This window comes from Corynebacterium sp. HMSC075F02 (assembly GCF_001838335.1).
GTDB lineage: Bacteria > Actinomycetota > Actinomycetes > Mycobacteriales > Mycobacteriaceae > Corynebacterium > Corynebacterium jeikeium_D.
On record NZ_KV836306.1, the window covers coordinates 248,549 to 271,835 of the forward strand.

31 protein-coding genes and 3 pseudogenes are annotated in these 23,287 nt (G+C 58.2%); 5 read left to right on the plus strand and 29 right to left on the minus strand.

The window, feature by feature from the left end:
- Nucleotides 1–165: 165 nt before the first annotated feature.
- Together HMPREF2920_RS02195 and secY are read right to left on the minus strand one after the other, a co-directional pair.
- Nucleotides 166–717, minus strand: coding sequence for an adenylate kinase (locus HMPREF2920_RS02195; protein WP_005509947.1), 552 nt, complete (start codon nucleotides 715–717; stop codon nucleotides 166–168).
- Nucleotides 717–2,048 carry a preprotein translocase subunit SecY gene (secY, locus tag HMPREF2920_RS02200; protein ID WP_088611995.1) on the minus strand — a complete coding sequence of 444 codons (1,332 nt, stop codon included), beginning with the start codon at nucleotides 2,046–2,048 and terminating at the stop codon, nucleotides 717–719. The genes HMPREF2920_RS02195 and secY overlap by 1 nt, the downstream gene beginning before the upstream one ends.
- A gap of 355 nt (nucleotides 2,049–2,403) precedes the next feature.
- Here secY and HMPREF2920_RS11040 point away from each other — a divergent pair.
- Nucleotides 2,404–3,063, plus strand: a pseudogene (locus HMPREF2920_RS11040) (6-carboxyhexanoate--CoA ligase); the annotation flags it as partial.
- Nucleotides 3,064–3,111: 48 nt separating this feature from the next.
- On the plus strand, nucleotides 3,112–4,263 hold the full coding sequence (locus HMPREF2920_RS11045; protein WP_370449630.1) for an aminotransferase class I/II-fold pyridoxal phosphate-dependent enzyme: 1,152 nt from the start codon (nucleotides 3,112–3,114) through the stop codon (nucleotides 4,261–4,263).
- A 103-nt stretch (nucleotides 4,264–4,366) separates the two neighbouring features.
- Here the strand turns inward: HMPREF2920_RS11045 and rplO are convergent, their stop codons facing one another.
- The 10 genes from rplO to rplN all read right to left on the minus strand — a co-directional run bounded on the left by rplO (nucleotide 4,367) and on the right by rplN (nucleotide 9,935).
- Nucleotides 4,367–4,813: a 50S ribosomal protein L15 gene (gene rplO, locus HMPREF2920_RS02210; protein WP_016422071.1), complete on the minus strand. Its 447-nt coding sequence runs from the start codon at nucleotides 4,811–4,813 to the stop codon at nucleotides 4,367–4,369.
- Nucleotides 4,814–4,820: 7 nt separating this feature from the next.
- On the minus strand, nucleotides 4,821–5,006 hold the full coding sequence (gene rpmD / locus HMPREF2920_RS02215) for a 50S ribosomal protein L30 (RefSeq protein WP_005509843.1): 186 nt from the start codon (nucleotides 5,004–5,006) through the stop codon (nucleotides 4,821–4,823).
- A gap of 5 nt (nucleotides 5,007–5,011) precedes the next feature.
- Nucleotides 5,012–5,629 carry a 30S ribosomal protein S5 gene (gene rpsE / locus HMPREF2920_RS02220; RefSeq protein WP_005510059.1) on the minus strand — a complete coding sequence of 206 codons (618 nt, stop codon included), beginning with the start codon at nucleotides 5,627–5,629 and terminating at the stop codon, nucleotides 5,012–5,014.
- 34 nt (nucleotides 5,630–5,663) lie between these two features.
- On the minus strand, nucleotides 5,664–6,062 hold the full coding sequence (gene rplR / locus HMPREF2920_RS02225; RefSeq protein ID WP_005510009.1) for a 50S ribosomal protein L18: 399 nt from the start codon (nucleotides 6,060–6,062) through the stop codon (nucleotides 5,664–5,666).
- Complete coding sequence (gene rplF, locus HMPREF2920_RS02230; RefSeq protein ID WP_005509895.1) at nucleotides 6,062–6,598, minus strand: 50S ribosomal protein L6; 537 nt, start codon at nucleotides 6,596–6,598, stop codon at nucleotides 6,062–6,064. Before rplF ends, rplR begins: the two co-directional genes overlap by 1 nt.
- A 15-nt stretch (nucleotides 6,599–6,613) precedes the next feature.
- The gene (gene rpsH, locus HMPREF2920_RS02235; protein ID WP_005509822.1) at nucleotides 6,614–7,012 is read right to left on the minus strand and encodes a 30S ribosomal protein S8; all 399 of its coding nucleotides are present in this window, start codon (nucleotides 7,010–7,012) and stop codon (nucleotides 6,614–6,616) included.
- Between the two features lie 403 nt (nucleotides 7,013–7,415).
- The gene (locus tag HMPREF2920_RS02240; protein ID WP_049170004.1) at nucleotides 7,416–8,312 is read right to left on the minus strand and encodes a GDSL-type esterase/lipase family protein; all 897 of its coding nucleotides are present in this window, start codon (nucleotides 8,310–8,312) and stop codon (nucleotides 7,416–7,418) included.
- 382 nt (nucleotides 8,313–8,694) lie between these two features.
- Nucleotides 8,695–9,249: a 50S ribosomal protein L5 gene (gene rplE / locus HMPREF2920_RS02245; RefSeq protein ID WP_005509901.1), complete on the minus strand. Its 555-nt coding sequence runs from the start codon at nucleotides 9,247–9,249 to the stop codon at nucleotides 8,695–8,697.
- A 2-nt stretch (nucleotides 9,250–9,251) separates the two neighbouring features.
- Nucleotides 9,252–9,566: a 50S ribosomal protein L24 gene (rplX, locus tag HMPREF2920_RS02250; RefSeq protein ID WP_005509963.1), complete on the minus strand. Its 315-nt coding sequence runs from the start codon at nucleotides 9,564–9,566 to the stop codon at nucleotides 9,252–9,254.
- Nucleotides 9,567–9,935 (minus strand): 50S ribosomal protein L14, encoded by a 369-nt coding sequence (gene rplN, locus HMPREF2920_RS02255; protein WP_016422069.1) that lies wholly within the window; start codon nucleotides 9,933–9,935, stop codon nucleotides 9,567–9,569. It abuts the gene before it with no gap.
- Nucleotides 9,936–10,216: 281 nt separating this feature from the next.
- Between rplN and HMPREF2920_RS02260 the strand changes: the two genes are divergently transcribed.
- Nucleotides 10,217–11,458 (plus strand): multidrug effflux MFS transporter, encoded by a 1,242-nt coding sequence (locus HMPREF2920_RS02260; RefSeq protein WP_070601275.1) that lies wholly within the window; start codon nucleotides 10,217–10,219, stop codon nucleotides 11,456–11,458.
- A gap of 132 nt (nucleotides 11,459–11,590) precedes the next feature.
- Nucleotides 11,591–12,307 carry a VIT1/CCC1 transporter family protein gene (locus HMPREF2920_RS02265; protein WP_070601277.1) on the plus strand — a complete coding sequence of 239 codons (717 nt, stop codon included), beginning with the start codon at nucleotides 11,591–11,593 and terminating at the stop codon, nucleotides 12,305–12,307.
- Between the two features lie 44 nt (nucleotides 12,308–12,351).
- Here the strand turns inward: HMPREF2920_RS02265 and HMPREF2920_RS02270 are convergent, their stop codons facing one another.
- The 4 genes and pseudogenes from HMPREF2920_RS02270 to HMPREF2920_RS10570 form a co-directional block, all read right to left on the minus strand.
- Nucleotides 12,352–13,179, minus strand: a complete 828-nt coding sequence (locus tag HMPREF2920_RS02270) for a formate/nitrite transporter family protein (protein ID WP_246821094.1) — start codon at nucleotides 13,177–13,179, stop codon at nucleotides 12,352–12,354.
- Nucleotides 13,180–13,295: 116 nt separating this feature from the next.
- Complete coding sequence (locus tag HMPREF2920_RS11050; RefSeq protein ID WP_141698026.1) at nucleotides 13,296–13,523, minus strand: hypothetical protein; 228 nt, start codon at nucleotides 13,521–13,523, stop codon at nucleotides 13,296–13,298.
- Between the two features lie 23 nt (nucleotides 13,524–13,546).
- Nucleotides 13,547–14,113 (minus strand): annotated as a pseudogene (locus tag HMPREF2920_RS02275) (PTS transporter subunit EIIC); the annotation flags it as partial.
- Nucleotides 14,097–14,480 (minus strand): annotated as a pseudogene (locus tag HMPREF2920_RS10570) (glycoside hydrolase family 32 protein); the annotation flags it as partial. The pseudogenes HMPREF2920_RS10570 and HMPREF2920_RS02275, both read right to left, overlap by 17 nt.
- 31 nt (nucleotides 14,481–14,511) lie before the next feature.
- Between HMPREF2920_RS10570 and HMPREF2920_RS02285 the strand changes: the two are divergent.
- Complete coding sequence (locus HMPREF2920_RS02285; RefSeq protein WP_070601281.1) at nucleotides 14,512–15,408, plus strand: carbohydrate kinase family protein; 897 nt, start codon at nucleotides 14,512–14,514, stop codon at nucleotides 15,406–15,408.
- Between the two features lie 20 nt (nucleotides 15,409–15,428).
- Here the strand turns inward: HMPREF2920_RS02285 and HMPREF2920_RS02290 are convergent, their stop codons facing one another.
- The 13 genes from HMPREF2920_RS02290 to rpsJ form a co-directional block, all read right to left on the minus strand.
- Complete coding sequence (locus HMPREF2920_RS02290; protein WP_083296841.1) at nucleotides 15,429–16,088, minus strand: class I SAM-dependent methyltransferase; 660 nt, start codon at nucleotides 16,086–16,088, stop codon at nucleotides 15,429–15,431.
- A gap of 53 nt (nucleotides 16,089–16,141) precedes the next feature.
- Nucleotides 16,142–17,491, minus strand: a complete 1,350-nt coding sequence (gene mgtE, locus HMPREF2920_RS02295) for a magnesium transporter (RefSeq protein WP_069359389.1) — start codon at nucleotides 17,489–17,491, stop codon at nucleotides 16,142–16,144.
- 201 nt (nucleotides 17,492–17,692) lie between these two features.
- On the minus strand, nucleotides 17,693–17,971 hold the full coding sequence (gene rpsQ, locus HMPREF2920_RS02300) for a 30S ribosomal protein S17 (protein WP_042388398.1): 279 nt from the start codon (nucleotides 17,969–17,971) through the stop codon (nucleotides 17,693–17,695).
- Nucleotides 17,968–18,204, minus strand: a complete 237-nt coding sequence (rpmC, locus tag HMPREF2920_RS02305; RefSeq protein WP_005509851.1) for a 50S ribosomal protein L29 — start codon at nucleotides 18,202–18,204, stop codon at nucleotides 17,968–17,970. The genes rpsQ and rpmC overlap by 4 nt, the downstream gene beginning before the upstream one ends.
- The gene (rplP, locus tag HMPREF2920_RS02310; RefSeq protein WP_016422059.1) at nucleotides 18,204–18,620 is read right to left on the minus strand and encodes a 50S ribosomal protein L16; all 417 of its coding nucleotides are present in this window, start codon (nucleotides 18,618–18,620) and stop codon (nucleotides 18,204–18,206) included. The genes rpmC and rplP overlap by 1 nt, the downstream gene beginning before the upstream one ends.
- Before the next feature lie 3 nt (nucleotides 18,621–18,623).
- Nucleotides 18,624–19,364 carry a 30S ribosomal protein S3 gene (gene rpsC, locus HMPREF2920_RS02315; RefSeq protein ID WP_016422058.1) on the minus strand — a complete coding sequence of 247 codons (741 nt, stop codon included), beginning with the start codon at nucleotides 19,362–19,364 and terminating at the stop codon, nucleotides 18,624–18,626.
- Nucleotides 19,364–19,726, minus strand: a complete 363-nt coding sequence (gene rplV, locus HMPREF2920_RS02320) for a 50S ribosomal protein L22 (protein WP_005509775.1) — start codon at nucleotides 19,724–19,726, stop codon at nucleotides 19,364–19,366. Before rplV ends, rpsC begins: the two co-directional genes overlap by 1 nt.
- Before the next feature lie 3 nt (nucleotides 19,727–19,729).
- Nucleotides 19,730–20,008, minus strand: coding sequence for a 30S ribosomal protein S19 (rpsS, locus tag HMPREF2920_RS02325; RefSeq protein WP_005509882.1), 279 nt, complete (start codon nucleotides 20,006–20,008; stop codon nucleotides 19,730–19,732).
- A gap of 14 nt (nucleotides 20,009–20,022) precedes the next feature.
- Nucleotides 20,023–20,865 (minus strand): 50S ribosomal protein L2, encoded by an 843-nt coding sequence (rplB, locus tag HMPREF2920_RS02330; protein WP_016422056.1) that lies wholly within the window; start codon nucleotides 20,863–20,865, stop codon nucleotides 20,023–20,025.
- A 37-nt stretch (nucleotides 20,866–20,902) separates the two neighbouring features.
- Nucleotides 20,903–21,208 (minus strand): 50S ribosomal protein L23, encoded by a 306-nt coding sequence (gene rplW / locus HMPREF2920_RS02335; protein WP_005509869.1) that lies wholly within the window; start codon nucleotides 21,206–21,208, stop codon nucleotides 20,903–20,905.
- A complete protein-coding gene (gene rplD / locus HMPREF2920_RS02340; protein WP_016422055.1) occupies nucleotides 21,208–21,855 on the minus strand; it encodes a 50S ribosomal protein L4 in 648 nt (215 codons plus the stop codon). The genes rplW and rplD overlap by 1 nt, the downstream gene beginning before the upstream one ends.
- Nucleotides 21,852–22,508, minus strand: coding sequence for a 50S ribosomal protein L3 (gene rplC, locus HMPREF2920_RS02345; RefSeq protein ID WP_005509762.1), 657 nt, complete (start codon nucleotides 22,506–22,508; stop codon nucleotides 21,852–21,854). Before rplC ends, rplD begins: the two co-directional genes overlap by 4 nt.
- A 31-nt stretch (nucleotides 22,509–22,539) precedes the next feature.
- A complete protein-coding gene (rpsJ, locus tag HMPREF2920_RS02350; RefSeq protein WP_003938093.1) occupies nucleotides 22,540–22,845 on the minus strand; it encodes a 30S ribosomal protein S10 in 306 nt (101 codons plus the stop codon).
- Nucleotides 22,846–23,287 lie beyond the last annotated feature (442 nt).

Sequence of the window (23,287 nt, forward strand, 5' to 3'; positions counted from 1 at the left end):
CCCCCCCCCCGCCCCACCCCAGCCCCAACAGCCACACACAAAAGCCGCCCTTCCAAACCTCAACGGTTCGAAAGGGCGGCTTCAACAACCATCTACAACCGGCAAACCCATCGGCCCCAGCCAGCGAAAAAGCTAGAGCGTCTAGTTACCCGGTGTGCCAGGAGCCTAGTTCAGCTTCTCCAGCTCAGCCATCGTGCGCTCGTTAATCTCCTCAACGGATCCCTCAGCGGCAATCTTGATGATCTTCTCCGAGTAGTAATCCAGCAAAGGAGCGGTCTCATTGGTGTACACATGCATGCGGTTGCGGATGACCTCTTCAGTGTCGTCTGCGCGACCACGGGCCAGCATGCGCTCGACGACGACATCCTCAGAAACGTCGAACTGTACGACCGCATCCAGCTCAGTGCCGAGGTTGGACAGCAGACGCTTCAGCTCTTCTGCCTGACCAACAGTGCGTGGGAAGCCATCCAACAGGAACCCCTTGGCAGCGTCGTCCTCATTCAGACGGGACTCGACCATACGCACAGTCACGTCGTCCGGAACAAGGTTGCCGGCGTCGATGTAGGACTTCGCCTCAATGCCGAGCGGAGTGCCTTCACCGATGTTTGCGCGAAACAGGTCACCGGTGGAGATGTGCGGGACACCGAGCTTCTCCGAGAGGATAGCTGCCTGAGTGCCCTTGCCTGCACCGGGAGGACCTACAAGTACGAGTCGCATTACTTCAAGAACCCTTCGTAGTTACGTTGCATCATTTGGCTTTCAACCTGCTTGACCGTCGTCAGCGCAACACTGACCAGAATCAGCAGGGCTGTACCTCCAAACATACCGCCTGTACCGGAGTTCGCGTCGCCAAGCCCCATATCAAGAGCGACATTTGGCAGAACAGCAATCAGCGCCAGGTACAGCGAGCCGACAGTCAGCAGGCGAATCAGGACGTAGGACAGGTATTCAGCAGTCGGACGTCCCGGGCGGAAGCCCGGAATGAATCCACCGTATTTCTTCATGTTCTCCGCCTGCTCGTGCGGGTCGTACTGCACGGAGGTGTAGAAGAAGGAGAAGAAGATGATCATCAGGAAGAACAGCAGAATGTACTGCCAACTGGACGGCGCCAGCAGGTACTGAATGACATTGCGCTGCCACCAGTTGTCCATGTTCGGATTCGACTGACCGGACTGAACAATCTGGGTAATCAGAACCGGCACGTAAATCAGAGAGGACGCGAAGATGACAGGGATAACACCGGCCTGGTTCACCTTCAGCGGCAGGTAGGTGGAAGATCCGCCGTACTGGCGACGACCAACCATGCGCTTTGCGTACTGCACCGGAATACGGCGCTGTCCCTGCTCAATGAAAATAACGCCGATGATGAGAATCAGCACGGCAACAATCACGGTGGCGAACACGACACCGGTGGTGGAGCGCAGAATGTTCGCTCCCTGCGCCGGCATACCAGCGGCGATACCGGAGAAAATCAGCAGCGACATACCGTTGCCGACGCCTCGGTCAGTGATGAGCTCACCCATCCACATGACCAGCACGGCACCGGAGGTCATCACAACGACCATCACCACGAGGTCAAAGACACCCGCATCCTTAACCAGCAGCGACTGCGAGCCACCCAGCAGGGCACCTCGGTCTGCCATGGCCACAATGCCTGCAGACTGCAGCAACGCCAACGCCACTGTGAGGTAGCGGGTGTACTGGGTCATCTTTGTCTGACCCGACTGCCCTTCCTTCTTCAACTGCTCGAAGTGTGGAATCACCACCGTGAGCAGCTGGACGATAATCGAGGCCGTAATGTACGGCATAATGCCGATGCCGAAAATCGCCATCTGCAGCAGAGCGCCACCTGAGAACAGGTTAATCAGCGAGTAAACGCTGGACTGATCTTTCGAAATCTGCTCGAGCTGCGCGTTGACCAACTGGTAGTCGATACCAGGGGTTGGAATCTGCGAGCCGATTCGGTACAGAATGATCATCGTCAGAGTGAAGAAGATCTTCTTACGCAAATCGGGATCGCGCAACGCCGCAATGAGACCGGAAGCCACGTGCATCCTCCCGAGGTCAAGAAATCCGCTTCTCCCACGCTTTTCCCGAAAGACTTACCCGCTTATCCGCCAGTAGTCTCCCGTTTTAGTTAAGCAACGCGGATGACGTATTCCTCAAACCTTTAATTGACAGTATTTGACGTAGTGAGTCTACCAGCGTTTCTCCACATCGTCGCAATACACCTCCATATCACCGTTAGTACAGCGCCCCGCCAATCACCTCTTTTCGCTTGACGACGATCCCAGCGCCCCCTCCCCTCTGAGCCCACGCCCCCTCACTGTGCCTCACCCAATTATCCCAGACAAAACTTGAACAGTGTTAAAGTTTTGCTCTGTGAGTACCTACAGCATCCGCATGCGATCCAGCGCCGATGGCTGCCATATCTCTGGCGCTGAGCGTCTTGCACCGGCCGTCGAACTACCTCAGCTGGCTTCTGCAATGACTAGCCGTGCACTTCACCACGACAAGGGTCGAGCCGACACAATTCACATCACTGTGGACAAGGTTGAAGAGTCGACTATCGGCACCGTGTCCGCGTTGACTCCCTTTCTAGAGTCGAACCCCAGCCCTGAGGACGCACGCAATCTCATTGCTCAACGCCTACACGCTGCAGGCATACAAGCAGCCGACATCGCCGTCGAAATGGCCTATTCACTCACAGGTCTCCGCGGTGCCGCTCTCATCGATGCCTCCTCCGGTGAACGGCTCGACCCAAATCCTGCCCGTGGTGTACGGGTTTCCACTTTTGATGCCATCTCGCACCCCAGTAAGGACTGCACCAAGGATCATTTTCACGAGGCGCTCATCCTCGCATCTAAGGTTCACAGCGCCCCGGGTATCGTCGCAGAAATCTGCCTCTCCGATGACCCCTTTTACACGCGGGGATATCTGGCGCTGGACGGAATCTTTCACCGTATCCCCAATATCAAGGACCACGGCAGCACTCTTGGTACTCGCATCTTCATCGTTGAACCCGGCACCGATATCCCCGAGCTAATCGATTACCTGGAGAACGCGCCGGTCTACGTCGAGCTCCCAGCTGACGCCAGTTCCTCGCCGGACGTGACCGCCCCCAACAGCGACCTCTCAGCAATCGCCGCCCAAAGGAACTCGGCCTGGGCCGCTGAAGGGCTTGCCCGCACACTGCGCACTTTCGAAACCGGACAACTGCCACACAGCCGAATTGACGGAACCGACTATCTACTGTTTTCTTCTTCGGACTACCTCGGCCTGTCCACGCACCCTGAACTCATCTCAGCTGCCACCGAGGCAATTGGACATTTCGGCACCGGGTCCGGCGGCTCTCGCCTGACCACCGGCACTAGCATCCACAGCGCACTTGAGAATGAACTGGCGCAGTTCTTCGGTTTCGACGATGCCGTTCTCTTTGCGACTGGCTACCAGGCGAACCACTCAACCATCGCTGCCATCGCCACCGCCGACGTGGAAATCTTCTCCGACGCCGCCAACCATGCTTCCATCATCGACGGGTGCCGCAATGCCCGAGCTAACGTCACGGTCTTTCCACATGCTGACTACCAGGCACTCGACCGTCTCCTCGCAGCATCGAGCGCCCGCCACAAGCTTGTCATCTCCGACTCCGTGTTCTCTATGTCAGGCGAGGTCATCGACGGCCCCGCACTCGAGCGCACCTGTCGCCGTCACAACGCATGGTTGATGCTTGACGACGCCCACGGCGTCGGCGTTATCGGAGAGCAAGGCCGTGGCACCGCAGCGCACCTGGGCATTCACCCGGACATTGTGGTCGGCACCGCGAGCAAGGCTCTCGGTGTCGAAGGAGGATACGTTCTCTGCTCCGCACCAGTTGGCGACCTGCTACGCAATCAAGCCCGTAGCTTCGTGTACTCAACGTCGATGAACCCCGGTTCCGTCGCAGCTATCCGCGCCGCGTTGAAGCAGTTGGAGGCTGGGGACGTCGTCAAGCGATTGCAGCGTAATATTGCGCGCGTCCGCTCCCTGGTTGACGCACAGTCAGACCCCGCATCTGCAATCATCCCACTGCCCGTTGGCGACGAGGCCGAAGCGATGGACGCCTCAGCACGGTTGGCGGAGCTAGGCGTGTACATACCTGCGATTCGCTACCCGACGGTTCCCCGTGGTGAGGCAATGTTGCGATTGACCATTACCGCGCTCCATACGGACGCTGACATCGACCGACTGGAGCAGGCTCTGCGCCACACCGGCCTGCTGTAAGCGGGCGGTTTGCGCTGCCCTCCCCTCCCCTTTCCTCCCCCTCAATACAAAAAGAGCTCTTAACCACTTGGGTTAAGAGCTCTTTTGTTAAAGCTTAAATGCTTTAGGCCTCAGTGACAGAGCCGCCTGCAGCCTCGATCTTGGACTTTGCGGAGCCCGAGAACTTGGTTGCGGTGACGTTGACGGAGACGTTGATGTCGCCGTCGCCGAGGACCTTCACCGGCTGGTTAGCGCGGACAGCGCCCTTTGCAACCAGGTCGGCGATGGTGACGTCGCCACCGTTCGGGAACAGACGCTCCAGATCCGAAACGTTGACCACCTGGAAGGTGACCTTCGCCGGGTTCTTGAAGCCCTTCAACTTCGGCAGACGCATGTGAAGTGGCATCTGGCCACCCTCGAATGCTGCCGAAACCTGCTTGCGGGCCTTGGTGCCCTTGGTGCCGCGACCAGCGGTCTTACCCTTGGAAGCCTCACCACGGCCGACGCGAGTCTTCTTCTTCTTAGCACCCGGAGCCGGGGCCAAGTCGTGGAGCTTAATTGGTTCGCTCATGGTTTACCTACTCCCCCGCTACTTCTTCAACCTCGACCAGGTGACGCACAACGTTCACGAGACCGCGCACAGCCGGAGTATCCGGGCGAACGGCGGAATCGTTGATGCGCTTCAGGCCGAGGGTGCGCAGCGAATCCTTCTGGTTCTGCTTGGTACCAGCGGTACCACGGACCTGGGTAATCTTCAGTGCCATGGAAATCACGCTCCCTGACCTGCGCGTGCGCGCAGCATACGTGCTGGGGTGACCTCTTCGAGGGACTTGCCACGACGTGCGGCGACCTCTTCAGGGCGAACCAGCTGCTTGAGGGCATCAACGGTTGCGTGAACAACGTTGATGGAGTTGTTGGTACCCAGCGACTTGGACAGAACATCCTGAACACCGGCGCACTCGAGAACCGGGCGGACAGCGCCGCCGGCAATCAGACCGGTACCCGGAGCAGCCGGGCGCAGCAGGACGATGCCAGCAGCGGTCTCACCCTGAACCGGGTGGGTAATGGTGCCAGCAATCATCGGGACGCGGAAGAAGTTCTTACGAGCCTCTTCAGCACCCTTCTGGATAGCTGCCGGTACTTCCTTGGCCTTGCCGTAGCCGACGCCGACCATGCCCTCGCCGTCACCGACGATGACCAGAGCGGTGAAGCTGAAGCGACGACCACCCTTGACGACCTTGGAAACTCGGTTGATAGTTACTACGCGCTCGATGTACTGCGAACGCTCGTCCTGCTGGCGACGGTCGTTACCGCGGCCACCACGACGGTTGTTGTTCTTGTTGTCAGCGGAGTTACGTCCGCCTTCGCGCTTATCGCGTTCCGACATCACGCATTCCTTCCGTTGGACTTGTAAGTGCGCATTAGAACTTCAGACCACCTTCACGGGCAGCCTCGGCCAGAGCAGCAACGCGACCGTGGTACTGGTAGCCACCGCGGTCGAAAACGACCTTCTCGATGCCAGCATCCTTAGCGCGAGCAGCAATCAACTCGCCGACCTTGGCGCTCTTGGCCTTCTTGTCGCCCTCGAAGCCACGGAGATCTGCGTCCAGAGTGGAAGCAGCTGCCAGGGTACGACCGATGGAGTCGTCGATAACCTGAGCGGTGATGTGGCGGGAAGAGCGGTGCACGACGAGGCGCGGTGCCTCGGAGGTGCCGCGGACGTTCTTGCGCAAGCGTGCGTGACGGCGGGCGCGGGCGACACGACGACGAGTCGAGATGTCCTTGCCTACCGGGAGGCGCTTTTCGTTGGTGTTGCTCATTACTTACCCGTCTTTCCGATCTTGCGACGGATCTGCTCGCCATCGTAACGAATGCCCTTGCCCTTGTAAGGATCATCCTTACGCAGACGACGGATGTTAGCTGCGAGCTGTCCGACCTGCTGCTTATCAATACCTGTAATCGACAGCTTGGTGGTGCCGTCGACGTCGAAGGTGATACCTTCCGGTGCTTCGATCAGGACTGGGTGCGAGTAGCCCAGGGAGAACTCGAGGTCCTTGCCCTTCTTGGCGACACGGTAACCGACACCGAAGATTTCCATCTTGATGGTGTAGCCCTCGGTCACACCGACAACCATATTGTTAATCAGCGAACGGGACAGGCCGTGCAGGGAGCGGCTCTTGCGGTGGTCATCCGGGCGGTTGACCACAATCTCATTGTCCTTCAGCTCAACGGTAATTGGAGCCGGGATAGAGACAGACAGCTCGCCCTTCGGGCCCTTGACGGAAACGTCCTGGCCGTTGACCTGGGCAGTAACGTTTGCCGGGACAACGACAGGGTTCTTACCAATACGAGACATTGTGTAGTTCCCCCTTTACCAGACGTAAGCGAGGACTTCCCCGCCAACCTTCTTCTCGTAAGCCTGACGGTCAGTCAGCAGGCCCTGAGACGTGGAGATGATAGCCACGCCCAGGCCGCCGAGGACCTTCGGCAGGTTAGTGGACTTTGCGTAAACACGCAGACCCGGCTTGGAGACGCGACGCACGCCAGCGATCGAACGCTCGCGGGACGGACCGTACTTCAGGTTCAGGGTCAGGGTCTTGCCGACCTTGGCATCCTCGACTGCGTAGTCCGCAATGTAACCCTCAGACTTGAGGATTTCGGCGATGTTAGCCTTCAGCTTGGACGACGGCATCGAGACAGAGTCGTGGTACGCGTTGTTAGCGTTGCGCACGCGCGACAGCATGTCGGCGATTGGGTCAGTCATGGTCATGGTTAGTGACCGCTTCCTTTCTCGCTGCGGTTCCTTCCCACCTCGTGGCTAACTCCAATGACCGCGCAAACAGCAACTGTCACACGGCAAAAGCTTAAGTTGGAGCGATTTCCAATATCGTGATTCCGGCGATTTAAGGGCTACTGTTCGCCAACTCGGTTCAATAGCCGAGTCAGCTCGCCACCCAGGTGACGCCAGAGACGATGCGAGGCGAGGGGCCTACAGCAAAGTTCTTACATTTTTACTGCCGCACCTCTTATAGAGGGCAGACCTGGTGATACTAACAAATACAGGCCGAAATGCAAAAACGCCGCAGACGGACGTTAGTCCGCTCGCGGCGTGAAGCCCCACCAATTAACAGTGGAACTCAATTCCTAGCCGACATGGCGCCGGCTAGAGGAAATTAGTAGAGCTGGTCGGCGATGATGTTACCCATTGCCTTTTCACCAGCCACCGTCGGATGGTTGGTCATCGGACCCATCACCGGGTCTGCGAAACCGGCGACGAAGCGCTCATCCGGGTTCGGGTTGCAGGTACCGTGGCCGAGGGTTGCCTCGTAGACGTCAATGAAGCCGGCACCTACGTGGTGAGATGCGGAGCGAATGCTGTCACGGAATGCACCCTGGATCTCGCTGGCACCCGGTGCCGGGATCGGGAAGGTCTGGTCCGAGGTGTTCACCAGGCACAGCTGATCATCAGTGGCGTACTCAGGGTACGACGCCAGGACGACCTGAGCGCCCGGGGCAACCTGGTGGACGCGGTCAGTGAACTGACGCAGCGTCTGCTTGAACGCGGATGGAGCCTGGGGATCCGGCTTTGCGACAAGCTCGCCTGCCACGTCAACCCACTGGACCCAGTCCATGCCGCCGTACATCAGGACAACCTTCTCGGTGCCCTCTCCGATGTCGCCGTACTGGATGGAAGCCTCCAGGTATGCGAGGAGCTGACCCGGGAAGCCGCCAAGACCGTTACAGGACCAGTCACCCAGGGACTTGTTCAGCTTCGAAGCTGCAATCTTCGGCCAGTTTTCCATGTCGGTAGCGCAGTTAGCGACCAGTGCGTTCTGTCCCGGCGCCAGTCCACGCGGGCCGCCCTTACCGGCATTAGCGGTGAAGGAGTCACCGAAGGTAACGATTTGCTTGACGCCCTTCGGGCCGGTGTCGCCGATACCCGGAATCGGAATGTTCGGCATTTCCGGCAGTGCCGGCTGTGCGTTGGCAGCACCTGCACCCAAGCTCAGACCCAGAGCCGCAACAGTTGCAATAGCAGCCGAGCGGACGGCCACGGAGAAGTTCTTCATGTAGTTAATCCCTTTGCGTTTTAACTTAAGAACCGCTCTGTGTAGAACCACTGGCTCAATCACACAGAAGCTGAAGTCACTTAAGTCTTGCCCAAATTGATAACGACCACAATGCATTTTGGCGGCCGTCACTATGACGAATGGCAGTTTACAACGAAATCATCACAAACGCCTAACTTTCAACTGAGAAACCTTGTGGCTTTACTAATTTCCAACCCCCAAAAAGGGTCAACTTTCCCACCAGCAACACTGGTAACTTTTACGCAGGCCCCGCACAGCGACCTCACTCCCCCACGAACATAAGCAGTTAACAGAGCAGCAAAAAGCCCCGGAGGCCAAGCGGCATCCGGAGCTTTAGGCAAAAGCTACCGAAGAGGCAAAACTACTTCTTGAACGGGAAGCCCAGCTCGCGCAGCAGCGCGCGGCCTTCCTCGTTGTTGGTAGCGGTGGTCACGACGGTGATGTCCATACCGCGCGGGCGATCGATCTTGTCAACGTCGATCTCGTAGAACATGGTCTGCTCAGACAGGCCGAAGGTGTAGTTACCGTGACCATCGAACTGCTGATCAGACAGACCGCGGAAGTCGCGGATTCGCGGCAGAGCCACGGTCAGCAGACGATCCAGGAACTCCCACATACGGTCGCCACGCAGGGTGACGCGAGCGCCGATGGCGTCGCCTTCACGAAGCTTGAAGTTAGCGATCGACTTGCGAGCACGACGGGTCTCCGGCTTCTGACCGGTGATCAGAGTCAGGTCGTTGATAGCACCGTTGATCTGCTTCTTGTCCTGAGCAGCAGCGCCGACGCCCATGTTGACGACGACCTTGGTGACGCCCGGAATCTGCATGACGTTCTCGTAGGAGAACTCTTCCTGCATCTTGCCGCGAATCTCATCGCGGTAACGGGCCTTCAGACGAGGGGTGTAATTTTCGCTCATGCTTAGATGTCCTTCCCGGTACGGCGGGAGATGCGAACCTTCTTGCCGTCCTCATCGAAGCGGTAACCGACGCGAGTCGGGGTACCATCTTCGTCGACCAGCATGACGTTCGACACGTGAATCGGAGCTTCCTGAGTGACAATGCCACCCGAGGAAGCGCCGCGCTCCGCAGCGGAGTTTGCAACGTGCTTCTTGATACGGTTAACGCCCTCGACCAGGACCTTGTCGCGCTTCGGGTAGGCCTCGATGACCTTGCCCTGAGCACCCTTGTCCGGACCGGAGATAACCAGCACGGTATCGCCCTTACGGATCTTCACTTAAATCACCTCCGGTGCGAGCGAGACAATCTTCATGAACTTCTTGTCACGCAGCTCACGCGCGACCGGGCCGAAAATACGGGTGCCCTTTGGCTCACCGTCGGCCTTGATGATGACAGCTGCATTCTCGTCGAACGAGATGTAGGAGCCATCCGGACGACGGGTCTCCTTCTTCGCACGGACGATAACTGCCTTAACAATTTCGCCTGCCTTGACGTTGCCGCCCGGAGTAGCTTCCTTGACAGTTGCGACAATGGTGTCGCCAATGCCAGCGAAGCGTCGGGTCGAGCCACCGAGAACGCGGATGCACAGAATTTCACGTGCACCAGTGTTGTCGGCAACGCGCAGACGGGATTCCTGCTGAATCACTGCGTTTCTCCTGACCTGGTTGCATTGTGCGTCAGATTTCCGTCCTAAACGCACGCGGTCTTTATGTCTTGCGTTTACGCTTTACGACGGAAGCACCTGCTAGAGGTAGCTTTCCTATCGCTTTGACCTCGTGCTTACTACGGTTCTAGACCGTTGAGAGCAGCACGCAGTCGCTTCGCGCAACCTGTGTATTATGGCACGTTCGTGCGGGACAACAAAATCCCTTAGTTTCATGCCCCCAACATGGTTTATGCCTTGTGCGGCAACCCTATACTGAGACAGTGACAAATCAACATTCCGGGAGCGCTCAGACACAGCCAGCACAGACGCTGCCGGTATCGCTACTTGCCGGCTTGGCCTTATTATCCGCCGCCGCCCCGTTCGGCGCAGATACATATCTGGCATCCTTCGTGGAGATTGCACGCGAGTTCTCCACGACCGAGTCGATGGTTCAGCTCACGCTGACAACCTTCATGATTGGCATGGCTGCTGGACAGCTCGTCATTGGCGCTCTCTCCGATAGTTTGGGCCGCAAGAAGCTGCTTCTCATTGCCACTTTGGTGTTCTTGAGCTCGTCAATCCTCTGTGCAGTAGCACCGAATATTGGCACGCTTATTGCAATGCGCCTGTTCCAGGGGTTAGCTGGTGGCTCCACAGTTGTTCTGGCTCGTTCTGTAGTACCAGACCTCTTGACGGGCAAGGCATCAGCGAGAGCTTTCTCCACGCTGATGGGCATTTCCTCCATCGCCCCGGCAATCGCTCCCCTTGTGGGCGGTTTTCTAGGCCCCGCATTCGGCTGGCGCAGCGTGTTCTGGTTTCTCGCAGCCATCAACGTCGCGATGGTCGCGATTGTGATCCTGATGGTTCCGGAAACCCTGCCGCCTGAGCGACGCTCCACAGGCGCTCTGCGCAATCTCCTGCCCAATATTGGCAGGCTGCTGCGGCGGCCAGTATTTGTCGGCTACTTGTTGGCTTTCGCTGGTGGCTTCTCGGTGATGTTTTCCTATATCGCTGCGTCACCCTTTATCTTCCAGGAGCTGCTGGGGCTAACCCCTACTCAGTTTTCTCTCGTGTTCGCATCCAATGCAGCGATGTTGACATTTGTGTCAATCCTCAACGGCAAGATGATCAACCGGCTTCATCCCCGCAAAGGCATTTTAGTTGCCCTTACGGTCATGCTCGTGGCGTCGATAGGCCTGATTATTAATGCCCTCGTCGGGATTACCTTCTTCACTACTTGGCTGTTGCTGTTCATTACGGTACCGATGATGCCGCTAATCTTCGCCAATGCCACGGCACTCGGAATTGAGGAGGTTCGAGATATCGGAATTGGCTCAGGTTCCGGTCTCATGGGCTTCACACAGTTCCTCGCGGCCGCCACGGTTTCCCCGTTGGTGGGGCTTGGTTCCAATCTTCCCCTCTCGATGGCTATTTCGATGTTGACCTGTGCATTGATTGCACTGACCGCGGTGTTGACATTGACGCGCGCCGACCTCCACAAACGCTCACACCGACTTCCATAAGAGCTACGCGCGCGAGAGGACTCCCCGCGTTTCACTTCACTGGTTGAGAATGTGCCCGAATCGGCATTAAATCGATGGTGAGGCCTCGTACCACCCGTAGGCATGGGGCTGACATGGGAGAAAGGTCCTGCCATGACCACGCATGCACATCCTCATGAACCACATAAGGCATCTGAGTCGGCGAAGCTCAACTGGCTTCGCGCCGGAGTCCTCGGAGCCAACGACGGTATCGTCTCCACTGCTCTAATCTTGCTCAGCGTGATTGCAGCAGGTTCCTCTCGCGAAGCCATTCTGACTGCTGGCGCCGCGGCCGTTATCGCTGGGGCTATCTCGATGGCCCTGGGTGAATACGTCTCGGTTTCAACCCAGCGCGATACTGAGCGGGCACTGATTGCCAAAGAAAAGGCCGAGCTTAAAGACTTTCCAGATGAAGAGCATAAAGAGCTCGTGGGCATTCTCTCTGGCTACGGCATCCCAGAACATATCGCCGAAGATGCTGCCCACGGCATCGCACAAAGCGATCCGCTGGCGGCTCACCTAAAGCTGGAATTGGGCATTGACGGTGAGGAACTTACCAACCCCTGGGCTGCTGCCGGTTCTTCGGCACTGTCGTTCCTACTCGGCGCCATCCTGCCGATGATTGCGGCACTGGTTTTCACCGGCCCCACTTCTGGCGCAATCGCAGTCACTGTTGTCACCATCGTGACTCTGGCTCTAACCGGCTACATCAGCGCCAAGCTCAGCTCCACGCACTCCGGCAAGGCTGCTCTGCGCCTGGTAATTGGTGGTGCGCTCGGTTTGATTGTTTCCTACTTCGTCGGTCTGCTCTTCGGGCAGGCTGTCGGATAGACCGTCAGATAGGTGCCCGGTTAGGGCGCGGCGAAGCTCAAAACCTAGTCAACATAGCTGGTCTTCGTCTGGTTCAACCAGGCGTAGACCGCGCCGATCCCAAGGCCACCACCTACGAAGTTACCTAGCCACACGGCCACCCAGTTAACAGTAATGTGCAGACCATCGAAGCCTGTAGGATGCGGATCAGCGAAAAAGGCCAAGGAAAACAACGAGAAGTTCGCAATCACGTGCTCGAGTCCAAGCCCAACGAACACTGCAATAATCGGCAGAATCACAACGAACTTCGAAATGATTTCTTTGGCTTGAAGTGCACCTAGGACAGCCATATTGACCACGAAATTCGCACCCATCGCCTCTACGAAAGCGCCGAAGAACGGCTTGGCCAGCTTCCCCTCAGTCAAGGTGGAAATCAGATGTGTGTCATCGATCCCACCGAGCTTGGCGCTCTGGCTGAGCACCAGCGCCACAATCGCCGCACCGATGAAGTTGTAGAACGTAGCGACGGCCACCATTCGAAAGGCCACTCCCCACGCCATGCGTCCGCGTGCGGTGGACCAGGACACAAACATCATGCTGCCGGTCGCAAGCTCCGCACCGAGCACCACAATGGCGAACAGCCCAAGCCCGAACAGGCACGCAAAAACCAGTCCCCCAGTCCCCGGCGCGACGCCCTCTGCCACTTGTCCAGCGACCGCTGCAAAGGCCGTCCCGAGCGTCAGGTACATACCCGCCAGGACCGCTCGCACGGCAAATCGTCCGTAGTCCTGCGTCAACAGTTCCTGTTTCTTGTCGCCAGCCGTATCCAGCGTTTCGTATAGCGTCACCGCCGAAGCCTTTCCCTGCGTGCCGTTAATTGCAGTTATTCGCATAAAAGAATAACGACAGGCTGACGCGGAATCGCAACCGCTTTACGACGGTCACAGCGCCCTACCCCCCTTAGGCGCTGCAACCAGGAACTGCGATTCACCGTCGAAGAGAGGCAGATTTACTTCTTTTCTCCGGTACCAGCAGGTGCAGCAGCAGTTTCTGACTTCGGCTCGTCCTTAATCTTTGGGTCGACCGTCAAAAGCGGTGCCCCAAACGAAATTGGCTGGCCATCGCGGAAGCCTTCAGCCGGCAGCACAGGGCCGGTCTTCTTCGAGTTGGAAATAACGACAGGCGTAGTTACCGGGTATCCAGCAGCCTTGATTGCGTCGATATCGAACTCAGCCAAAGTATCACCCTGCTGAACTTCGTCGCCTTAACATCGAAGATGGCAATCATCGTCGAGGCAATGGCCGAAGCACCCATGCCGATGTAAAACGGCCAGCGCAAACGTAGGTTCACACCGAAGATGGCCGGCTCGGTAATACCGAATAGCGCCGACATACCGGAGGCGCCAGCCAGACCTTTAAGCTTCTCACTCTTGGCCAGGAAGTACACTGCCAGCGCGGCACCACCTTGGACAATATTGGCCATCGATGCCGTCGCGAAAATGAACGAGCCGCCCTGGTCCCACAGCATGTACTCGATTGGTGAGAAGGACTGGTGCAGACCAGTGATGACAATTGGCGAGTAGACCAAGCCGAACAAGAAGCCACCCACAGGTCCCGCGAATTCGTACAGATTTGCAAGACCAATACCCAGCCATTCACCTGCAGTGCGCAGTACTGGACCAATGGCGGCAAAGGTGATGAAACCAGTGATGAGCAACGTCAACAGTGGTGTCAGCATGAAGTCGACAGTGCCCTTGAGACGCTTATGGAAGAACTTCTCAATCGTTGCGAGAATCCATGAGATAACCAGAATCGGCAAGATGAATCCCACCCTCTGGGGCGGAGGCGTCAAGCGCGCGCACCCGATTCTGCGACGGAATGCGGCGACCGTCTGCCTTCAGATTGCCGGTATAGAAGAGCCACACATCATCGCCATCAACAACCGCGCTGCCAGAATAACAACCATGCTTGTCATAGGGCATGCCTGGATACAGCGCATCGGGGTGATGACGCCACCGCTCGGCTGTCGTGAGCGACGCGGACGCATGTCCCCACCCAGTTCTCTTCGGCGCATGTGGAAAGCATGGATCATGCTGGTAGAACACATGCAGTGTCTCGCCGTCCACGAAAAGGCCATTCGGGTCATTCAGTCGGCCCTGTGGCGGTGACAGATGGTAATTCGACCGATAGGTCATACCCCTCCCCCCCCCCGATATTATTGAAGTCATGGCTATTTGTGTTTGCGGCGAAGGTCTGGTTGACCTCGTTCCGGTATCTCCTGGCAGCCTCAATAACCACGTGCCGGCGCTAGGCGGAGGCCCCTACAACGTCGCGGTTACGGCCTCTCGCCTCGGTGCGGATGTTATTTTCCAGTCCCGCCTGTCCACAGATGGTTTCGGAAATGAGCTGGTCAAGCACTTGGAAAACGAAGGGGTCGACACCTCTTACGTTCAGCGTGGCCCAGAGCCGACCATTCTGGCGGTAACCACCATCCACGACGATCGCTCTGCAACGTACACCTTTTACACCGACGGCACGGCCACCCCGTTGGTGGAGCCGAAGCACATCGATGCGAATATCGCATGCTTCGGCACCCTGTCACTGGCGCTAGAACCAGGTGCCAGCCGGTACGCGGAATTGCTCAAACAGTTCGCGGCCAATGGCACCCTGGTCGCTTCGGATCCAAATATTCGCCCCATTTACGCAACGGATGCACACCGCGAATTCCTCATGAGCTTGCTCCCCTACGTCAATTTGTTGAAGCTCTCGGACGAGGAAGTCGAGTTCCTTGGCGAAGAGGCGCTGACTAAAGTTCCGGCCGCCGTCATCACCCGAGGTGGCGATGGGCTCACTTTGCTTGCCGACGGAAACCGCATCGATGTCCCAGCCGTCAACGCGAATGTCGTTGACACCATCGGTGCTGGGGACACAATTATGGGCGCACTTTTGGCGCAAATTGAGGAACGAGGTCTGACGGCAGCTGACCTGACTTCCGTATCACCAGATCAGTGGCGCGAGATTCTGCACTATGCGGCCGCCGCGGCTGCCATCACTGTGTCCCGCAAGGGAGCGCAGCCGCCGACGAAAACCGAAGTCGAAGAACTCCTGGCTAAAGATTCCTAGTCCGCGCTGCTTAGCCCGCTCTATTTAGCTCGCTCAAGCACTGCAACCAGGAACTGAGACTCTTTGTCAAAGGGACGAAGATCCCACGTGGAATAACGCTGAATCACGGTGAGCCCAGCCTCCTGCGCAGTGGTTTCAAAATCGGCAAAGTCCCAACCACGGCCAGCGCCGAAGCCGATAATGGCACGACCGCTCTCCGGATTCAGCACCTCCGCGAAGCCCTGCAGTACCTTCGCGCGGTCTTCTGCCGCTACGAAAGTCAGCACATTGCCGGGGCAAATGATGACGTCGAAGGCGGATGCCGTGTCATCGTGGGGTGTGTTCTCCAGCCCGTCGTCAAGCACGTGCGGCAGCTGCGCCAAGTCCCCTACCAACCACGTCGCGTCCGGGAACTGTCGCTTTGCCTCGTCGATGAGATAGGGGTCGACGTCGACACCGACGACTCGATGACTAGCCTTCGCCAGGTAACCGCCGACGCGCCCCTGCCCACAGCCGGCATCCAGGATTCGAGCGTGGCGTGGCGCCATTGCATCCACCAACCGAGCCTCGCCGTCAATATCGCGGCCCTCGCGCACGAATCCCCGCCAGCGGTTGGCGTAACGACGAGAATGCTGCGGATCGGCAGCGATAATTTCTTTCCAAGTGCGGTGATTGTGGGTGCCATTGCTCATGGCCACCATTATGGCGTAGTTGATCTCTTTTCTATACCGCCGACGTCCCCTGCGCGACGGGACTAGATTCCCAATACTGACTTAGCGATCAGGAAGTAGATGATCAGACCGGAGGCATCGACAAGAGTGGTAATGAACGGGTTAGCGAAGACGGCTGGGTCGATGCCGAACTTCTTACCGATTAGCGGCATGATGCCACCGACAGTTGCCGCGAGAGTACAAATACCCAGCAGCGTCAGGCCAATCACTAGGCCGATGTCCCAGCCGTAAACCAAGCCAGCCAATAGCAGGCCGAGAGTACCAAGCAATAAACCGAGGAAGGCACCGACTCTCACCTCGCGGAGAATGACTTTGAATATATCGCGGGGTTGGACATCCCCCAGCGCCAACGCACGCGTAATCGTGGTTGCTGCCTGGTTACCGGTATTGCCACCTGTACCGATCAGCAGCGGCACAAATACCGAGAGAACCACCATCTGAGAAAGAGTCTCTTCGAAAGTTTCCAGGACTTGCACGGTCAATGTTGCACCGATAGCAAGCACGAGCAGCCACACCACACGAGAGCGAACAATCTCGAAAATGGGCGTCGCGAGATAGGGCAAGCGCAGAGGCTCAGAACCGGAAATACGAGCTTGGTCCTCGGAGTCTGCCTCTTCCAGAATCCGGAGGGCGTCGTCGACCGTGAGCAGACCGATAACACGCTGCTCGCTGTCGACAATCGGCAGAGCTAGGCGCTTACGATCAGCGCACATGCGGGCTACCTTCTCTTCGGATTCGGTCGCCTCTGCGTAATCGGCCTTCCGCAAAATCGCCGCAACATGGATATCACTGCTGGCGCGCATCAGTTCACGAAGGCTAACCACGCCCACCAGCCGACGGTTCCGGTTCGACACCGGCAGCGTGTAGATGGATTCGGCATCATCCAGATGCTTGTAGACGGTCTCCAGAGCCTCCCCCACCGTCATATCGTCGTGAAGCGACACCAGCTCCGGGCTCATCCGACGCCCAATGGAACCATCGGGGTAACCGAGGACGATGTTGGTTAGCTCTCGCTCGTCATCCGGCAGATCGGCAAGCAGTTTTGCAGCGACAGACGCAGGAAGCTCGTCGAGCAGCTCTGCTCGATCGTCCGGTTCCATCTCCGCGAAAACTGCGGTGACTTCAGGATCACGGAGACTGTCAATCAGGTGCGCCTGCAGAGCCGAGTTCAGCTCATCGAAGGTTTCAACCGCCGTGTCTTTCGGCAGTGTGCGGTAGAACAGCGCACGTTCCCCATGGCTGAGGCGGCGCATCTTTCGAGCGGCAGCCTTGGGCTCAATATCAGTTAAGAGCCGCGACAGCGTAGCCACGTCATGTGAGCGAAGCGCGGACTCGAGATCTCGATCATCAATCCTGGTCACGTCAGTAGTCACCGAACTTCTCCCCTCACAAAGCACAAATCCTGGCCAATGCTATCAGAGATAAAAACCCATCAAACCTGGACTGAGAGGACTAGAAATACGAAGGAACATGGCTTTCTAAAAAAACAAAACCCCGCCACAGAAAACACTTTCGTGTTTCCCGCGGCGGGGTTCTCGTCGTAAAGCCCAAGCTGATTGCTCAGCTGACGGGTCTTACTTAGCCTTCTCGATGATCTCGATCAGGCGGTAGTGCTTGTCCTTGGAGAGCGGACGGCACTCTTCGATGCGGACGCGGTCGCCCACGCCAGCCTCTTCGTTCTCGTCATGCGCCTTGACCTTAGAGTTCGTGCGCATGATCTTGCCGTACAGGGCGTGCTGCTTGCGGTCCTCGAGCTCGACGACGATGGTCTTCTGCATCTTGTCGGACACGACGTAACCGGTGCGCACCTTGCGTGCGCCAGCCTCGGTGGTGTTCATGTTTTCCTCACTCATGCTGCATCACCATCGGTTGGTGCAGCAGACAGGCCGAGCTCGCGCTCACGCATAACGGTGTAAATGCGAGCAATATCCTTGCGGACAGTGCGGAGACGGCGGTTGTTGGTCAGCTGACCGGTAGCGCTCTGGAAACGGAGGTTGAACAGCTCCTCCTTAGACTCCTTGAGCTTGGCAACCAGGTCATCGTTATCCAGCGAGCGAAGCTCGTGGGCGGGAATGCCGTTCGACATCAGTACTGATCCTCCTTCCGAACGATTCGGGTCTTAATCGGCAGCTTAGCGCCTGCGCGCTTCAGTGCCTCGACAGCAGTTGCCTCGTCCGGGTAGGACATCTCGAACATGATGCGACCCGGCTTGACGTTTGCTACCCACTTCTCGACCGGGCCCTTACCGGAACCCATACGAACACCCAGTGGCTTCTGGGTCAGCGGACGGTCCGGGAAAATCTGGATCCAGACCTTACCACCACGCTTGACGTGGCGGTTGATAGCAATACGCGCTGCCTCAATCTGACGGTTGGTGATGTAGGCCGGCTCGAGAGCCTGGAGACCGTAGTCACCGAAAGTCACCTTGTTGCCGCCCTTGGACATACCAGAACGGGTCGGGCGGTGCTGGCGACGGAACTTAACGCGCTTCGGGATGAGCATGAATTAGCCCTCCTTCTTCTCAGATGCACGCTGACGACGCTTGCCACCACGACGCGGACGGTCGTTGCCGCGACGCTGGCGGTCGTTGCCGGCGTTGATCTCGGACTCGCGACGGCCACCGATCACGTCACCCTTGTAGATCCACACCTTGACGCCAATGCGGCCGAAGGTGGTGTGAGCCTCGTGGGTGCCGTAGTCGATCTCCGCACGCAGGGTGTGCAGCGGAACGCGACCCTCGTGGTAGCGCTCGGTGCGGCCCATCTCGGCACCGCCGAGACGACCGGAGCAGACAACCTTGATGCCCTTGACGTGCGGCTGACGCATTGCAGACTGGATAGCCTTGCGCATTGCACGACGGAAAGCGACACGGTTGGCGAGCTGCTCAGCGATGGACTGAGCGACCAGCTTCGCATCCGCGTCAATGTTCTTGACCTCGAGGATGTTCAGCTGAACCTGCTTGCCGGTGAGCTTCTCGAGCTGGCCGCGGATGCGGTCAGCCTCGGAGCCACGACGACCGATAACAATGCCCGGGCGTGCCGTGTGGATGTCCACACGCACGCGGTCACGGGTGCGCTCGATAACGACATCGGAGATGCCGGCGCGCTCAAGACCGGTGGACAGCAGATCGCGGATCTTGATGTCCTCGGCCAGGTAGTCAGCGTACTGCTTGTCGGCGTACCAGCGGGACTTCCAGTCGCTGGAAATACCGAGGCGAAGACCGTGTGGATGGATCTTCTGTCCCACTATCGGTCACCTTCCTTCTGGCTCTCGACGACCACGGTGATGTGGCTGGTGCGCTTGCGGACGTGGAAAGCACGGCCCTGCGCACGCGGGCGGAAGCGCTTCATGGTCGGTCCCTCGTTGGCGTAAGCCTCGGAGATGACCAGAGTACGACGGTCCAGGCCGAAGTTGTTCTCAGCGTTTGCAGCTGCAGACGCAACAACCTTGGCGACCGGATCAGCAGCACCCTGCGGAGCGTACTCCAGGATGTTCAGTGCCTCGTCGACGGACTTACCGCGAACGGTGTCCAGGACGCGACGTGCCTTCATCGGAGTAACGCGGACGAAGCGCGCAGTTGCGCGTGCAGAAGTAATGTCGTTGCTCATGGCTTATCGACGTCCCTTCTTGTCATCCTTGACGTGACCCTTGAAGGTCTTGGTCGGGGCGAATTCGCCCAGCTTGTGGCCGACCATAGAGTCATCCACGAACACCGGCACGTGCTTGCGACCGTCGTGAACGGCGAAGGTGTGGCCGATGAAATCGGGGAGAATCGTGGAGCGGCGAGACCAGGTCTTAATGACCTGCTTGGTGCCCTTCTCGTTCTGTGCATCGACCTTCGCGAGGAGGTGCTCATCGACGAACGGGCCCTTCTTAAGGCTGCGTGGCATTCTCAGTTCCCTCCTTAGCGCTTCTTATTCTTGTTGGTACGACGGCGACGAACGATCAGCTGGTCGCTTGGACGGTTCGGCTTACGGGTGCGGCCTTCCTTCTGGCCCCACGGGGAAACCGGGTGGCGACCACCGGAGGTCTTACCCTCACCACCACCGTGCGGGTGGTCGACCGGGTTCATGACAACACCGCGGACAGTCGGGCGCCAGCCCTTCCAGCGCATACGGCCGGCCTTGCCCCAACGGATGTTGATCTGATCCTGGTTTCCGACCTCACCGACGGTTGCACGGCAACGTGCGTCGACGCGACGGATCTCAGAGGACGGCATACGCAGAACTGCGTACTTGCCTTCCTTACCGAGAAGCTGAATAGAAGCACCAGCAGAACGTGCCAGCTGTGCACCAGCGCCTGGCTTGAGCTCCACGCAGTGAATAGTGGAACCGGTCGGGATGTTGCGCAGCGGCAGGTTGTTACCAACCTTGATGTCGGCATTAGCGCCGGACTCAACGATGGCACCCTGCTTCAGGTTCTTCGGAGCGATGATGTAGCGCTTCTCACCGTCTGCATAGTGCAGCAGTGCGATGTTGGCGGTACGGTTCGGGTCGTACTCGATGTGAGCGACCTTTGCCGGAATGCCGTCCTTGTCATTACGACGGAAGTCGATGACACGGTACTGGCGCTTGTGTCCGCCACCCTTGTGGCGAGTGGTGATGTGACCGTGAACGTTACGGCCACCAGTCTTCGACAGCGGGCGCAGCAGAGACTTCTCAGGAGTCGAGCGAGTAATCTCGCTGAACTCGGAGACGGAGCTCTGGCGGCGACCCGGCGTAGTCGGCTTGTACTTACGAATAGCCATACTTTTGCTCTTCCTTAACTTCCTCGTCGGCTAGCGGCTAAGCTGCCGAACCGCCGAAGATGTCGATGGGATCGCTGCCGGCCGCGAGAGTCACGTAGGCGCGCTTGGTGTTCTTGCGCTTGCCGTAGCCGGTGCGGGAACGCTTGCGCTTGCCCTCACGGTTGAGGGTGTTGACGGAAGCGACCTTGGCACCGAAAATCTCCTGGACCGCGATCTTGATCTGGGTCTTGTTAGCGTCGGTGTGGACCAGGAACGTGTAAACGCCCTGCTCCATGAGTCCGTAGGACTTCTCAGACACTACCGGTGCAACAATGATGTCGCGGGGATCTGCGATGGTAGCCATTACTTCTCCTCCTTACCGGCGGTGCGAGTGATGAAGTCATTGAGTGCCTGAACGGCGAAGATGACGTCATCGGCCTTCAGAACATCGTAGGTGTTCAGCTGATCCTCAGACAGGATGTGGACACCTGGCAGGTTACGAACCGACTTCCACGAGTTGACGTCCTCGCGCGGCAGAACGACGAGCACGTTGCGGCGCTCAGTCAGACGCTCGACAAAAGTACGAGCTGCCTTGGTGGACGGGGTCTGGCCTGGGACCAGTTCCTCGACAACGTGGATGCGGTCGTGGCGAGCACGGTCAGAGAGTGCGCCGCGCAGAGCAGCTGCAATCATCTTCTTCGGGGTGCGCTGGCTGTAATCGCGAGGCACCGGGCCGTGGACAACGCCACCGCCGGTCCAGTGCGGAGCACGGATCGAACCCTGACGAGCGCGACCGGTACCCTTCTGGCGCCACGGCTTGCGGCCACCGCCGCGAACCTCACCGCGGGTCTTGACCTTGTGGGTGCCCTGGCGAGCTGCTGCACGCTGCGCGACAACAACCTGGTGCATCAGGGCGATGGACACCTCCGCGTCGAACACGGAAGCAGGAAGCTCAACCGAACCGTTCACGCCGCCTTCAGCGGTGTGTACGTCTAGCTTGAGGTTGGTCATGCGTGAGCACCACCCTTCGTGGCAGTCTTAACAACCAGCAGGCCGCCGCGTGCACCCGGAACTGCGCCCTTGATGAGCAGCAGGTTCGCGTCAGCGTCAACCTTCTGGATCTTCAGGTTCTGGGTCGTGACCCGGTCGTTACCCATGCGGCCTGCCATGCGCTTGCCCTTGAAGACGCGTCCTGGCGTGGCGCAAGCGCCAATGCCACCAACACGACGGTGAGCAGCCTGGTTACCGTGAGCGGCACCCTGGCCAGCAAAGCCGTGGCGCTTCATACCACCGGCGAAGCCGTGGCCCTTAGAGGTACCAGTGACGTCGACGTACTCAATTTCGCCGAAAATGTCGACACCAACGGACTGGCCGACCTCGTAAGAGGAAGCGTCCGGGGTGCGAATCTCAACGCTGTGGCGACGCGGGGTCACACCGGCCTTCTTGAAGTGGCCGGCCTCCGGCTTGTTGACCTTACGCGGGTCAATTTCGCCGTATGCAATCTGGACGGCGTCGTAGCCGTCGGTTTCCTTAGTGCGCACCTGAGTCACTACGCACGGCCCAGCCTCAACGACGGTAACCGGAACAACGCGGTTCTCCTCGTCGAAGATCTGAGTCATACCGAGCTTCGTGCCCAGGATGCCCTTGATCTCGTTTTCACTCATTTATCTTGTCTCCGCTACCAAAAGTCCAGGATCACTGAATGTTCACATCGACACTTGCCGGAAGGTCAATGCGCATAAGTGCATCGACGGTCTTCGGCGTTGGATCGAGAATGTCGATCAGACGCTTGTGAGTGCGCATCTCGAAGTGCTCGCGCGAGTCCTTGTACTTGTGCGGCGAACGGATAACGCAGTAAACGTTCTTTTCGGTTGGCAACGGCACCGGGCCAACGACGCGTGCACCCGTACGGGTAACGGTCTCCACGATCTTTCGCGCAGAAGCGTCGATAGCCTCGTGGTCGTAGGCCTTGAGCCTGATGCGGATCTTCTGTCCGGCCACGCTTGTCCTCTCCTCGGTCGGCGCGCCCCAATTAAAGGGGCGTCGACCCTGTCAATGTTTCTCGACGCCGTCAGCAACTATGGCCAGCGCCAGAAATTAAAACTGGGTTGTGCATTACTTCAAAGCGATTTCGTCTTCGATCGTCATGGCAAATTAACTTATGGCCATGACCCGAGCGGACGAATAACGCCTTGCACTCAAATCCCAGTGGAAAACAAGTCCCCCTCGTGGGGCTCTTCATTTGCCTACTGCCGCTGTTAATTTGCCATGCCACCTCCGACCCCCGCGGTCGGGCGTGTCGCCCGTTTTTCTCCGTGAGGCACGATCGGGAAGAAACTTCCCTACGTGGTCATGCTCGCCTTACCATAGGCGCTATGTCCAATTTCGTACTGGTTCCCAGCTGGGCCTGATACAACAATTGGCGCGAACGCCTTTGTTAAAG